At 54.4% G+C, this 13,152-nt stretch carries 9 protein-coding genes and 2 pseudogenes; 5 read left to right on the top strand and 6 right to left on the bottom strand.

What is annotated here, in order from left to right:
* Together RT340_RS17125 and RT340_RS17120 are read right to left on the bottom strand one after the other, a co-directional pair.
* Positions 1 to 1,406 (bottom strand): annotated as a pseudogene (locus tag RT340_RS17125) (pyruvate:ferredoxin (flavodoxin) oxidoreductase); the annotation flags it as partial.
* Positions 1,407 to 1,542: 136 nt separating this feature from the next.
* Entirely contained in the window at positions 1,543 to 2,199 is a 657-nt protein-coding gene (locus RT340_RS17120) for an MgtC/SapB family protein (protein WP_313377326.1), read from the bottom strand.
* Positions 2,200 to 2,387: 188 nt separating this feature from the next.
* Between RT340_RS17120 and RT340_RS17115 the strand changes: the two genes are divergently transcribed.
* Positions 2,388 to 2,660 carry a DUF333 domain-containing protein gene (locus RT340_RS17115; protein ID WP_034821326.1) on the top strand — a complete coding sequence of 91 codons (273 nt, stop codon included), beginning with the start codon at positions 2,388 to 2,390 and terminating at the stop codon, positions 2,658 to 2,660.
* A gap of 16 nt (positions 2,661 to 2,676) precedes the next feature.
* Here RT340_RS17115 and RT340_RS17110 read toward each other — a convergent pair whose 3' ends face one another.
* Positions 2,677 to 3,669 carry a 2-hydroxyacid dehydrogenase gene (locus RT340_RS17110; RefSeq protein ID WP_313377323.1) on the bottom strand — a complete coding sequence of 331 codons (993 nt, stop codon included), beginning with the start codon at positions 3,667 to 3,669 and terminating at the stop codon, positions 2,677 to 2,679.
* 165 nt (positions 3,670 to 3,834) lie between these two features.
* Between RT340_RS17110 and RT340_RS17105 the strand changes: the two genes are divergently transcribed.
* Genes RT340_RS17105 through RT340_RS17095 form a run of 3 tightly spaced genes read left to right on the top strand, consistent with a single transcriptional unit; the run spans position 3,835 to position 6,970 of the window.
* Entirely contained in the window at positions 3,835 to 6,453 is a 2,619-nt protein-coding gene (locus RT340_RS17105) for a YdbH family protein (RefSeq protein ID WP_313377321.1), read from the top strand.
* Positions 6,450 to 6,638, top strand: coding sequence for a YnbE family lipoprotein (locus RT340_RS17100; RefSeq protein WP_013509194.1), 189 nt, complete (start codon positions 6,450 to 6,452; stop codon positions 6,636 to 6,638). Before RT340_RS17105 ends, RT340_RS17100 begins: the two co-directional genes overlap by 4 nt.
* 11 nt (positions 6,639 to 6,649) lie before the next feature.
* Positions 6,650 to 6,970 (top strand): YdbL family protein, encoded by a 321-nt coding sequence (locus RT340_RS17095; RefSeq protein WP_097117061.1) that lies wholly within the window; start codon positions 6,650 to 6,652, stop codon positions 6,968 to 6,970.
* A gap of 104 nt (positions 6,971 to 7,074) precedes the next feature.
* On the opposite strand, the gene azoR is transcribed toward RT340_RS17095, so the two are convergent.
* Positions 7,075 to 7,674 (bottom strand): FMN-dependent NADH-azoreductase, encoded by a 600-nt coding sequence (gene azoR / locus RT340_RS17090; protein WP_034821315.1) that lies wholly within the window; start codon positions 7,672 to 7,674, stop codon positions 7,075 to 7,077.
* A gap of 255 nt (positions 7,675 to 7,929) precedes the next feature.
* Here azoR and hrpA point away from each other — a divergent pair, with 255 nt between their 5' ends.
* Positions 7,930 to 11,826, top strand: a complete 3,897-nt coding sequence (hrpA, locus tag RT340_RS17085) for an ATP-dependent RNA helicase HrpA (protein ID WP_313377314.1) — start codon at positions 7,930 to 7,932, stop codon at positions 11,824 to 11,826.
* Positions 11,827 to 11,936: 110 nt separating this feature from the next.
* Here hrpA and RT340_RS17080 read toward each other — a convergent pair whose 3' ends face one another.
* Positions 11,937 to 12,743, bottom strand: coding sequence for a trypsin-like serine peptidase (locus tag RT340_RS17080; protein ID WP_034821307.1), 807 nt, complete (start codon positions 12,741 to 12,743; stop codon positions 11,937 to 11,939).
* Between the two features lie 279 nt (positions 12,744 to 13,022).
* A pseudogene (locus RT340_RS17075) lies at positions 13,023 to 13,152 on the bottom strand (acid-shock protein); the annotation flags it as partial.

Below are 13,152 nucleotides of genomic sequence, written 5' to 3'. Positions count from 1 at the left end.
CGCAGATGGGAAACAGTCAGGCCGCCCGCTTTTTTCGAGTCATAAACGAAATAGCCTTGCACGTGCCACGGCGTGGCATTGCCGATGATCTTCAGGTTGTTTTTGCTGGCGCTCACGCTGCCGTCACTGCCGAGGCCGTAAAACAGCGCTTCCAGTCGCGCCCGGTTCGGCACGATGTTGGCCTCCATCGGCAGCGATAAGTGCGTGACATCATCATAAATACCCACGGTGAAACGCGCAGGCGGTTGTTCACGCTGCAGCGCACGGAACACAGCGAGCACGGCATCAGGGGCAAACTCTTTCGATGACAGACCGTAGCGTCCGCCGATCACTTTCGGCAGGGTCGGGCGTTCACCCCGGCTAAAGGCCTCAGCCAGTGTGGTCATCACATCCAGGAACAGCGGTTCACCCAGTGCGCCGGGCTCTTTGGTGCGATCCAGCACCGCCACGCGCTGAACCGAAGCAGGCAGCGTTTTGATCAGATGCGCCGCTGAGAACGGACGATAGAGGCGCACTTTCACCAATCCGACCTTTTCGCCGCGCTGCAACAGAACATCAATCGCTTCTTCGGCGGTGCCGCAGCCCGACCCCATCATCACTATCACGCGCTCAGCCTGCGGATGACCATAAAACTCAAACGGCTGATACTGGCGACCGGTGTTAGCGGCAAACGCGTCCATAGCGGCTTCAACATGGCCGGTGCAGGCGTCATACCAGCGATTAGTGGCTTCGCGTGACTGGAAATAGGTATCAGGATTGGCGGAGGTGCCGCGAATGGTTGGACGATCCGGCGTCAATGCGCGTGCACGATGTTCTGCGATCGCTTGTGCTGGCATCAGTGCTTGCAGGGTTTCATCGCTAATAGGAACGATTTTGTTGATTTCATGTGAGGTGCGGAAACCGTCGAAGAAGTGGATAAAGGGCACGCGGCTATTGAGTGAAGCCATCTGAGAAATCAACGCGAAATCCTGCGCTTCCTGCACGCTGGAAGCACACAGTTGTGCGCAACCGGTCTGGCGCACCGCCATCACATCAGAGTGATCGCCAAATATCGACAGCGCATGCGTGGCAACAGTTCGCGCAGCAACATGCAGGACAAACGGTGTCAGCTGCCCGGCGAGTTTATACAGCGTCGGGATCATCAGCAGCAGGCCCTGCGATGACGTGAACGTGGTGGAAAGGGCGCCGGTTTGTAACGCACCGTGCACGGTAGCAATCGCGCCGCCTTCTGACTGCATCTCCACCACGCGAGGGATATCACCCCAGATATTGCGGCGACCTTCGCCAGACCAACTGTCGGCCAGTTCCGCCATGGTGGAACTGGGCGTGATGGGATAAATGGCGATCACTTCACTGGTGCGGAAAGCGACCGAAGCCACCGCACCGTTGCCGTCGACGGTAATCATAAATCGTCCTTTGCTACGCTGAGAAACCCGAAACTTTACGGGGGTAATAATTCAGTTTAGCAAAGCAATTTGGTTGGACTTTTTCATCTGTGTGGTGGCGACAGGTGAGCGCACTGCCATCTAAGGTTGTTGATTTTTACATCATTTCTAATGATTGAACGCCTTTGATTTCCATCACTTTATCGTAGATGGTGTGAATAGCGGCACTGCGTGACAATGTCACCTCAACGCTGAGTTCACACAGGCCATTCTCCTCATCCCGATTTACCACAGCAATGTGACCGTAACGGATATTCTCGCGTTGCAGCACCAGCAACAACAACGGCACGCTTTTGGGTTTAAGGTGCACCATTAGCGTGTGATGGCGGCCAATCAGCCAATGACTGATGCGACGGAAAGTTTCTAACACCACCAGCGCTAGCACCGTGCCATAAATACCGATTTCATACATGCCGCTACCAATCACCAGGCCAATCGCGGCGGTGACCCACAAACCTGCGGCGGTGGTTAAACCCTTGACCACTTGTTTTTGGATGATGATGGTACCGGCGCCGAGGAAGCCCATCCCACTCACCACCTGTGCAGCAATTCGGCTGGGATCCAGCGCCACGTGATCACTATCAAGCATGTCCGCGAAGCCATACTTCGACACCAGCATAAACATGGCACTGCCAATACCCACCAAAATGTGGGTGCGTAATCCGGCCTCTTTGGCGCGCATCTGACGCTCGAGGCCAATCAAACCACCTAAAATGCCGGCGAGCGCAATACGGATCAACATGTCTGTTAGCATGATTCCTCCTTATGCATTGATAAATAGGATTGTTTCGGTGAAAAAAGGCTGATCAGGTCCAATCAGGATAATTCTGCTTGCAAAAGGCGATAAAAAAATTTGTAAAAAGCTGTGTCGCCTATCGATCCCTTAACGCACCTGACATATGCTGGGGGCTCTTTTACGCCCAACTCCCCGGAGCCCGACCGATGAAAGCCGCTACCTTACTGCTGGCCGGTGCAGCACTGTTACTTTCTGCCTGCAGCAGCAACAGTGATGACGAACCACCGCAACAGGCTACCGCAGCACACGTTCAACCGCATGTTGTTATGGCATCTATGGCCGAAGTGAATTGCAGTAATGCCGGGGGAACATTGGCGTTTTCACGCCAGCTGGATGGATCGCGTATTGGCATGTGTCAGTTAGCCAATGGCCGTCGTTGTGACGAGCAGGCGCTGATGGGTGGACAGTGCGCCCGCTGAGGCAGGCGCCACATCTTTACGCTTTCACCTGATTCGGGCAGTCTTCGCCACGTTCAAGCTGCTGTAAATTGCTGAGCGTGGTTTCGGAAATCGCCGTCAGGGCTTCGGCAGTCAGGAATGCCTGATGGCCGGTGAACAACACGTTATGGCAGGCTGACAGGCGACGGAACACATCGTCCTGAATCACATCGTTCGATTTATCTTCAAAGAACAGATCGCGCTCATTTTCATACACATCCATACCGAGTGAACCTATCTTTTGCTGCTTCAGCGCATCAATGGCTGCCTGTGAGTCGATCAGGCCACCACGGCTGGTGTTGATGATCATCACCCCATCTTTCATTTGATTAAAGGCTTGTGCATTGAGCAGATGATGATTTTCAGGCGTCATTGGGCAATGCAGCGTAATCACATCGGATGCGGCAAACAGCGTTTTCAGATCGACATACTCGGCACCCAGTTCGAGTGCAGCAGCACTTGGATAAGGATCGAACGCCAGTAAACGCATGCCAAAGCCTTTCAGGATGCGCATGGTCGCCACACCGATTTTACCGGTGCCAATCACACCCGCCGTTTTGCCGTGCATATTGAAACCGGTCAGGCCATCCAGCGAGAAGTTAGCATCACGCGTGCGTTGATAGGCGCGGTGAATGCGGCGATTCAGCGTCATCATCAACCCCACCGCGTGTTCAGCCACCGCTTCCGGCGAATAGGCCGGTACGCGTACCACCTGCAAACCGAGGGCGGCAGCCGCTTCAAGGTCGACGTTATTAAATCCGGCACAGCGCAGCGCGATGGTTTTCACACCCAGTGCCGCCAGCTCCTCCAGCACCCCTTTACTGCCATCATCATTAACGAAAATGCACACCGCATCGCAGCCCGCCGCATTTTTGGCCGTGGTTTCGCTCAGCAGGAAGTCAAAGAACTGCAGCTCAAATCCAAAGCTGGCATTGACGTGTTTAAAGTATTTCTGGTCATAGTGTTTGGTGCTGTAAACCGCAACTTTCATTATTTCGCTCCTGAAAAATGCAACGTCGGTATCATCACAGAATAACGTTTTCTGCATCATTTTGCTGATCTTCAGCCAGGCTATATAGCTAACACCTTCATTTGCCGGGCATAACATGACATCATCTCCGTCAGGATTGCGTAAAGAACAGGATAGTTAACTGCCATGTCGCGGGGCCTCCGTCGAACACTTGCTGCGCTACTGGCGCTGATATTGCTGCTGTTGGGATTACTGCTGACGCTGACGCAATGGTTGCCGCGTCTGGCGGGCATCTGGCTGCCGGAAAATACCCGCGTTGAGCTCAATGGTTCACCGCGCTGGCACAACGGCGGCGTGCATTTTCCGGCGGTAAGCTATCTGGCTGGTGACTGCGAGCTGGCGAATGTCAAAGATGTCGCGCTGGGTTGGCAACTTAAACGCTGGCAGCTCAGTGCACAGGCCGTACAGCTCAACAGTGAATGCCTGCAAGCCCTGCCACAGAGCGATTCCAGCGGTGCACCGCGCAGTCTGGCCGAATGGCAACACATGTTACCGGGTGCCGATATCCATCTGGAGCAACTGACTATTTTACCCTGGCAGCAATATGCCGGCCGTTTTGATCTCAGCCTCGATAAAAGCGTCCAGCAGTTACATTATCAGGGCGATAACCTTCAACTAGATGCACGTTTGCAGGGGCAGCAACTGCAGATCGCACAACTCCAAATCAGTCATCCTTTGCTACCAAAACCGCTCGATTTGCACGGTGATCTTACGCTGCCCACCTTTGCTAACGGTTTGCCGGTGGCGGGTGAACTCAGCGGTGATGTCAATCTGACGCAGTGGCCGCAGCCGCTGGCGATGACGCTTAACTGGCAGCAGCAGCAAGGCACGCTGGTGATTAATCAGCAGGGTGACGATCAGCCGTTGTTGCAGTTACCGTGGCAGGTCGATGCGCAGCAGATACGTATCACTCAGGGACATTGGCGCTGGCCGCAAGCTGACCAACCGCTGTCGGGTGGTTTGGCGCTCACCCTCGACAACTGGCAGCAGGGGCTGGAAAACACCCAGGTCAGCGGGCGGTTCAATCTGCTTACCCAAGGCCGCGGCGGTAAAGGTAACCTGGTGCTGAGTGTCGGGCCGGGCACATTGAGCCTTACCGACAGCGCGTTACCGTTCCAGCTGACCGGCGAAAGTAAGTTTGCCGACCTGCAGTTGTTCGGCAGCATGCCGGGCATATTGCACGGCATGTTGACCGATCCACAAATCACACTTATGCAAGGTGCGCTGCTGCGCCTGCGTGGACGCTTGCTTTCGACGCTGGAAGTGGATGAAGCACGCTGGCCGTTAGCGGGCGTGACACTTGCCTCGCGCGGTATCAATGGCAGATTACAAGCAATTCTAAAAGCTCACGATCCCAACTTCGGTCGCTTTACGCTGCATCTTGATGGACGCGCCAGCGATTTTTGGCCAGACAGTGGGCGCTGGAACTGGCGATACTGGGGCGATGGAATGATGCAGCCGCTCAATGCCAAATGGGATGTGAAGGGCACGGGTAGCTGGCAGGATACGTTAATCAGTCTGGACACACTCAATACCGGCTTTGATCAATTAGCTTATGGCATGGTGCAAGTCGACAAACCGCGCCTGACCTTAACCGCACCGGTGCGCTGGCAGCGAGACGTCGCGCATCCGGCTTTCAACGGGGGTTTTACCCTGAAATCCGGTCAGACGCAGTTTAGCTATGGCGGGTGGTTGCCGCCTTCAGAACTGCGCTTTGAGGCCAAAGGCAGCGATCCGAGTCGCTTTATCTGGCGTGGGCAACTTACTGCTGAGGATATCGGCCCGGTGCGGGTTCACGGGCGCTGGGATGGTGAACGTCTGCGTGGTGAGGCCTGGTGGCCAGCACAATCATTGACGGTGTTCCAGCCTTTGCTCAGTAGCGATTTGAAGATGCGCATTCAGTCAGGTGAATTGCGGGCACAAATGGCGTTTTCTGCGGCCACCAAACAGGGCTTTGAAGCCGGTGGTTTCTGGGCAGTGAAAAAGGGCAGCGTGTGGATGCCGGACAGTGAAATCAATGGCATCGACTTCACGCTGCCGTTCCGTCTCAAGGATCACCAATGGCAGTTAGGGCGTCGCGGTCCGGTTTCACTGCGCATCGCTGAAGTCAAGAACCAGTTTGCGTTGCAGAACATCACTGCCGATCTGCAGGGCCACTATCCATGGCAAGAGCGCCAGCCGTTGACGCTCAGTAACGTGAATCTCGATCTCTTAGGCGGCCATGTCAGCATGCCTGAACTGCGCATGCCGCAGCATGAACCCGCGCGCGTTTCGCTGCGTGAAATCAACCTCAGCAAGCTGATCACGGCGATCAAACCGAAGCAGTTCGCCATGTCGGGCAAAGTAAACGGCGAGCTGCCGCTATGGGTGAATAATCCGCAATGGCTGATTGAAAAGGGCTGGATTGCCAACAGCGGCCCGCTGACCTTCCGCATGGATAAAGATATGGCGGATGCCATCGTCAGTAATAACTTTGCCGCGGGTGCCGCCATGGCCTGGCTGCGCTACATGGAGATTTCCCGTTCGTGGGCCACTTTGGACCTCGATAACTTCGGCAATCTCACGATGCAGTCCGAAGTGAAAGGCACCAGTCAGTTTAGTAATCGCCGACAGTCGATTAACCTCAACTATCGGCATCAGGAAAATCTGTTCCAGCTGTGGCGCAGCCTGCGCTTTGGCGATAATTTGCAATCCTGGGTGGAACAAAATGCCACCCTGCCATCAAAGAAGGATCCCCAACCATGAGCCTCAGGGCATTGCTGGTGTTGGCAGCTGGGCTGCCGCTGATTGGTTGCGTGCCGCGCATTGAAGTAGCGGCACCGAAAGAGCCGATCACCATCAATATGAACGTGAAGATCGAACATGAAATCCACATCAAGGTCGATAAAGATGTGGAAGCGTTGCTGAAAAACCAAAGCGGCCTGTTTTGAGGAGCGGCATGATGAAATCGAAAGCGATGGCATTGTTGCTGGTGCTGCTGCTGGTGCCTTCAGCGTGGGCGCTGACGCTGGACGAAGCGCGGCAGCAGGGGCGCGTGGGGGAAACACTCAGTGGCTATGTGGCGGCGCGACAACAGGATGATGAAACCCTGGCGTTGGTGAAACGGATTAATGATGGCCGTATGCAACAATATCAGCGCGTCGCGCAGCAGAACAATCTGAGCACCAGTGAAGTGGCACGTATCGCGGGCGAAAAGCTGGTGAGTCGCGCAGGCAGTGGAGAGTATGTGCGCGGTATCAACGGGCAGTGGTTACGTAAGTAAAACCCATCATTATCTGAGTCACAGCCATAAAAAAGCCGGGCACTCAGGCCCGGCAAAGATGGCATCATACCCATTATTCTCGGGTATTCATCACGTTCTTAAGATTACGCAGCAACAATTTGCTTGATGGCGTCTTTCGCGTCGTTAGCCGCTTTGGTCGCCACTTCTGGACCATAAGCAATACCTTCAGCGAACACGAAGTTCACATCGGTGATGCCGATGAAGCCCAGGAACAATTTCACGTATGGGGTCAGCAGATCCGTTGGGGTATCTTTGTGAATACCGCCACGGCTTGACAGGATCACGGCACGTTTACCGGTGACCAGACCTTCCGGGCCTGCTTCGGTGTAACGGAAAGTCACGCCAGCACGCGCAATCAGGTCGAAGTAGTTTTTCAGCTGAGTAGGGATGTTGAAGTTGTACATTGGCGCAGCAATAACCACAGTGTCATGCGCTTGCAGTTCTGCAATCAGCTCATCAGACAGCGCCAGGGCTTCCTGCTGACGTGGAGACAGCGGAGCATCAGAAGGACGCAGTGCACCAACCAACTCGCCATCCAGAACGGGAATTGGCTGAGCAGCCAGATCGCGAACAGTCACTTCATTACCTTTGGCGCGCGCTTCTTCAGCGTAGAAGTCAGCCAGTTGGTTTGACTGAGAGTAACCGGCCAGAATGCTTGATTTCAGAACTAAAACTTTGCTCATGGTGTTTTCCTGTGCGTTACGCGGTTGGCTTACCGCTCAATGCGTTACACTCTACGGAGATCCTCCGCGAGGTAAAAGCGCAATATTTCGAGACCTATGTTCGAAATTATTGAATAAGGTCGCACGTCCGGTCAGGTGAGGTTGTCCAGAGTGTGCTATTATGCCGGGCAATAATTGATTGAATCCGCCGGGAAATTTCAGCCGGCATCGAGCGCACTTTGCCAGGCTCGCCGCGACCACAGGTAACACACCACTATGTCATCATCCGTCACTTCCCTTTTGGCCCCACTCTGGACGCGGCTCGATAATCTGATGCTGCGCGACCGCCAGCGCTTGCAGCGCCGTTTGCATGGCGCAGCGAAGGTGAAAAATCCAGCCGCGCAGCAGGGCATTGCAACAGAACTAGAAGCCGAATTTGCTGCCGCTGAACTGCGCATTGCACAGCGCACGGCGGCCACGCCACGCATCACCTTCCCGGAAAATCTGCCGGTCAGTCAAAAGCAGCAAGAAATAGCCGAGGCGATTCGCGATCATCAGGTGGTGATTGTGGCCGGGGAAACCGGTTCAGGGAAAACCACCCAGCTACCGAAGATTTGTCTGGCGCTCGGGCGTGGTGTCAAAGGGTTGATTGGTCATACGCAGCCGCGCCGTCTGGCGGCACGTACCGTTGCCAATCGTATTGCCGATGAGCTGGAAACCTCGCTCGGCGGCACTATCGGCTATAAGGTGCGCTTTAACGACCAGGTCAGCGACACGACGCAAGTGAAGCTGATGACCGACGGTATTCTGCTGGCGGAAATCCAGCAGGATCGTCAGTTGTTGCAATATGACACCATCATCATCGATGAAGCGCACGAACGCAGTTTGAACATCGATTTTCTGCTGGGATATCTGCGTGAGCTGCTGCCGCGCCGTCCCGATTTGAAAGTGATCATCACCTCGGCGACCATCGATCCGCAGCGTTTCTCTCGCCACTTCCATAATGCGCCGGTGATAGAAGTCTCAGGCCGAACCTATCCAGTCGAAGTGCGCTACCGCCCAATGGTGGAAGACGCTGACGATACCGACCGCGATCAGCTGCAGGCGATTTTTGACGCGGTCGATGAGTTAGGTCACGAGAGCCGTGGCGATATCCTGATCTTTATGAGTGGCGAGCGTGAAATTCGCGATACCGCCGATGCGCTGATGAAGCGCGATATCCCGCACACCGAAATCTTACCGCTGTATGCGCGGCTGTCGAATGCCGAACAGAACCGGGTGTTCCAGTCACACAGTGGACGCCGCATCGTGCTGGCCACCAACGTGGCCGAGACTTCACTCACCGTACCGGGCATTAAATACGTTATCGATCCCGGTACGGCGCGCATTAGCCGCTACAGCTATCGTACTAAGGTGCAGCGCCTGCCGATCGAGCCGATTTCTCAGGCATCCGCCAATCAACGTAAAGGGCGTTGCGGACGTGTGTCGGAAGGGATCTGTATCCGTCTCTACTCTGAAGACGATTTCCTCAGTCGTCCGGCGTTTACCGATCCGGAAATTCTGCGTACCAACCTGGCGTCGGTTATCTTGCAAATGACGGCGCTCGGCCTGGGCGATATCGGCGCATTTCCGTTTGTCGAAGCACCCGACAAGCGCAATATTCAGGATGGCGTGCGCTTGCTGGAAGAGTTGGGCGCTATCACGCTAAGTGAGGATGAAACCTACAAGCTGACGACGTCTGGCCGCCAGCTGGCGCAATTGCCAGTCGATCCGCGTCTGGCACGCATGGTACTGGAAGCGCAAAAATTTGGCTGTGTGCGTGAAGCGATGATCATCACTGCGGCCTTATCGATTCAGGATCCGCGCGAGCGCCCAAGTGATAAACAGCAGGCATCCGATGAAAAACATCGGCGTTTTGCTGACAAAGAGTCGGATTTTCTCTCATTTGTGAATCTGTGGAATTATCTGCAGGAGCAGCAAAAAGCGCTGTCGGGCAATCACTTCCGGCGTCAGTGTAAAACCGACTTTCTCAACTATTTGCGCGTGCGTGAATGGCAGGATATTTACACGCAATTGCGTCAGGTGGTACGCGAACAGGGTATGCCGGTTAACAGCGAACCCGCGCCCTATCGTGAAGTGCACTGCGCTTTACTGACCGGATTACTGTCGCATATTGGTCAGAAAGACAATGAGAAGCAGGAATTCACTGGCGCGCGTAATGCCCGCTTCTCCATTTTCCCAGGATCCGGTCTCTTTAAGAAGCCGCCGAAGTGGACCATGGTGGCGGAACTGGTGGAAACCAGCCGCTTATGGGGCCGTGTGGCTGCGCGTATCGACCCGGAATGGATCGAACCGCTGGCGCAGCATCTGATTAAACGCAGCTACAGCGAACCGCACTGGGAGAAAGCCCAGGGCGCGGTAATGGCAACAGAGAAAGTCACGCTGTATGGCCTGGCAATTGTGCAGGCGCGAAAGGTCAACTATAGCCGCATTGATGCGCCACTCAGTCGTGAGCTGTTTATCCGCCACGCGCTGGTGGAGGGCGACTGGCAGACGCGTCATGCGTTTCTGCGCAACAACCTCAAATTGCGCAGTGAAGTGGAAGATCTGGAACACAAATCACGTCGTCGTGACATTCTGGTCGATGATGAAACGTTGTTTGCTTTCTACGACCGCCGCATTGGCGCTGACGTGGTCTCCGCACGCCACTTTGATAGCTGGTGGAAACAGGCGAGCAAGGACAATCCTGACCTGCTGAGTTTTGATAAGCAGATGCTGATCAAAGATGGCGCGGATAAAGTCAGCCAGCTCGATTACCCGAATTTCTGGCATCAGGGCAATCTGAAGCTAAAACTGAGCTATCAGTTTGAGCCCGGCGCGGATGCCGATGGTGTGACCGTTCACATTCCGTTGCCGTTGCTGAATCAGGTTGAAGAGGGGGGGTTTGAGTGGCAAATCCCCGGCGTGCGCCGTGAGTTGGTGATTGCACTGATTAAATCGCTGCCAAAACCAACGCGCCGCAATCTGGTGCCTGCACCGAACTATGCAGAAGCTTTCCTCGGTCGTGTTAAAGCGATGGAGTTACCGCTGCTGGATGCGCTGGAGCGCGAGTTCCGCCGCATGACCGGCGTCACCATTGACCGTGAAGCCTGGCAGTGGGATCAGGTGCCCGATCACCTGAAAATGACCTTCCGCATTGTGGATGAACACAACCGCAAACTGCAGGAAGGCAAAGACCTGCATCAATTAAAGCAGGTATTGAAAGGTAAAGTGCAGGAAACGCTGTCGAAAGTCGCAGACGATGGGCTGGAGCAGAGCGGACTGCACATCTGGAGCTTTGGTGATTTGCCGCAAAGTTACGAGCAGAAACGCGGCAGCTATCAGGTTAAAGCCTGGCCCGCACTGGTCGACGAGAAAGACAGTGTCGCCATTCGGCTGTTCGATAATGAACTGGAGCAGCAGAAAATGATGTGGCGCGGTCAGCGTCGCTTGTTACTGTTGAACATCCCGTCGCCGATCAAGTATCTGCACGAGAAACTGCCCAACAAAGCCAAGCTCGGCTTGTACTTCAATCCCTACGGCAAAGTGCTGGATTTGATTGATGACTGCATCGCTTGTGGAGTCGACAAACTGATGGCGGAAGCGGGCGGTCCGGCATGGCAACAGGAGAATTTCGAGCAACTGCGCGACAAAGTGCGAGCTGAATTGAACGAAACTGTGGTGACGATTGCCAAACAGGTCGAGCAGATTCTGACCAGCGTATTCAATATCAACAAGTTCCTGAAGGGTCGTGTCGACATGACGCTGGCGCTGGCACTGTCTGATATTAAAGTGCAAATGAGTGGCCTGGTATACCGCGGCTTTGTCACCGGTAATGGCTATCAGCATCTGGGCGATACGTTGCGCTATTTACAGGGCATCGAGCGCCGCCTTGAAAAACTGCCGACTGACCCTTACAGCGATCGTGCGCGCATGCTGAAAGTGCAGGCCACAGAGCAGGCGTGGCAAGCATGGCGCAATAAACTGCCCCCGCAGCGTCAGGATGATGCTGAAGTTCAGGCGATCCGCTGGATGCTTGAGGAGTTACGGATTAGCTATTTTGCTCAGCAGCTGGGCACACCTTATCCTATCTCTGATAAGCGTATTCTGCAGGCGATGGAACAGATTAGCTGAGTCAACAAAAGCACAGAGGCGCTATTTCTGCGCCTCTGTGAGTGAAATATCGCTGACTGCGCATGAAACTCCCTGGCGCGAAGAAGGTGAGCGATTCTGTGGCGAAAATCTTATTTCGCCAGCTCTTCCAGACTGTCTTTAAACGACGTCACCGCGATGGCACGGTTATCCGCGCGATAACGGTCCGCCGGTGCGGGTGCAGAGCTTTGCACCGCAATCAGTTTCCAGCCATCACCACTTTTCAATAGCAGCGGCGATCCGCTGTCGCCTGGCAACGTATCACATTGATGAGACAGCACCGCGCGTTGCGCCCAGCCGGTAATCAGGCAGTCGCTGTGAGAATAGAGTGTGTCGAGGTGATCAGCAGGGTAACCGGCTTGTGTCACTTTGCGTTCGGTGGTTTTCAACGCATCGGTTAAATCGCTACGTGAGCCGTCAAATAAGGGGATGGGTACGATACCCGACGGCGGATTATGCAAAATGACCAGCCCGTAATCGTAAGGTGCCGCGCCTGGTGGCACGATCCAGCCCTCACCATCGGCCTGTAGCCTGCGCGCCAGTGAAGGTTCTACACGCGCATCAATATCATGTATTTCGTAACGCCAGCCTTTAGCACCTGACATAAAACGCAGCGCCACCGGTTTATCAAATTTACCCGGAGGGGCGAGCAGGCAGTGTCCAGCGGTTAATGCCAGATGGGCGGATATCAGGGTGGCCGTGCAGAGGTTGCCACTTTCGGTCTCCAGTTGTCCAATGGCATCCCAGGGAGCGGCACTCACATCCGTAATGGCTTTGCGGTGGTCTTTGCCAAAAAATAGCGTCTTGATGTCTTCCGGGCTTGGCCCATCTTCATCATCGGCATGTGCTGCGAGGTTAAAACTGAAAATTCCAACAAGTAACAGGATAGCCAGGCGCATAGTTCTCTCAATGGCGAGAATAAGAAGAGGTTATTGTCATCACGCTTGAGCGATAACTATAGTCGGAGAGCGGGAAAAAAGGGAGAAATATTGGAGTAATCAGCACGCTACAACGACTAGATAAAAAAGCTGGCTGCAACAATGCCGCACAGGATCATCACAATCAGGATAATTTCGAAGCGATAGCGACGCACCATTTTTCGCTACTCCAGTAAATAAACACCCGGCATAACCGGGTGTTTTCAATCGTTAATGCGGTGTTGGCGCTAAGAGGCCGACTTATTTAGCCGCTTTTTTCACTTTGTGGTGCTTTTTAGCAGCCTGAGCTTTCTGTGCAGCTGGTTTAGTTACTTTTTTGTGGTGCTTTTTAGCAGCCTGAGCTTTCTGTGCAGCTGGCTTTGTTGTTTTT

It is taken from the genome of Pantoea sp. CTOTU50773 (assembly GCF_032082325.1).
In the GTDB taxonomy this organism is placed as follows: Bacteria; Pseudomonadota; Gammaproteobacteria; order Enterobacterales; family Enterobacteriaceae; genus Pantoea; species Pantoea communis.
This window is presented reverse-complemented; position numbering and strand designations above follow the sequence as displayed.

What these genes read in the sequence shown, in the direction of transcription:
- RT340_RS17080 (WP_034821307.1), bottom strand. Translation starts at nt 12,743, where the DNA reads ATGCGCCTGGCTATCCTGTTACTTGTTGGAATTTTCAGTTTTAACCTC.
- RT340_RS17120 (WP_313377326.1), bottom strand. Translation starts at nt 2,199, where the DNA reads ATGCTAACAGACATGTTGATCCGTATTGCGCTCGCCGGCATTTTAGGT.
- RT340_RS17100 (WP_013509194.1), top strand. Translation starts at nt 6,450, where the DNA reads ATGAGCCTCAGGGCATTGCTGGTGTTGGCAGCTGGGCTGCCGCTGATT.
- RT340_RS17105 (WP_313377321.1), top strand. Translation starts at nt 3,835, where the DNA reads ATGTCGCGGGGCCTCCGTCGAACACTTGCTGCGCTACTGGCGCTGATA.
- RT340_RS17110 (WP_313377323.1), bottom strand. Translation starts at nt 3,669, where the DNA reads ATGAAAGTTGCGGTTTACAGCACCAAACACTATGACCAGAAATACTTT.
- RT340_RS17095 (WP_097117061.1), top strand. Translation starts at nt 6,650, where the DNA reads ATGAAATCGAAAGCGATGGCATTGTTGCTGGTGCTGCTGCTGGTGCCT.
- hrpA (WP_313377314.1), top strand. Translation starts at nt 7,930, where the DNA reads ATGTCATCATCCGTCACTTCCCTTTTGGCCCCACTCTGGACGCGGCTC.
- RT340_RS17115 (WP_034821326.1), top strand. Translation starts at nt 2,388, where the DNA reads ATGAAAGCCGCTACCTTACTGCTGGCCGGTGCAGCACTGTTACTTTCT.
- azoR (WP_034821315.1), bottom strand. Translation starts at nt 7,674, where the DNA reads ATGAGCAAAGTTTTAGTTCTGAAATCAAGCATTCTGGCCGGTTACTCT.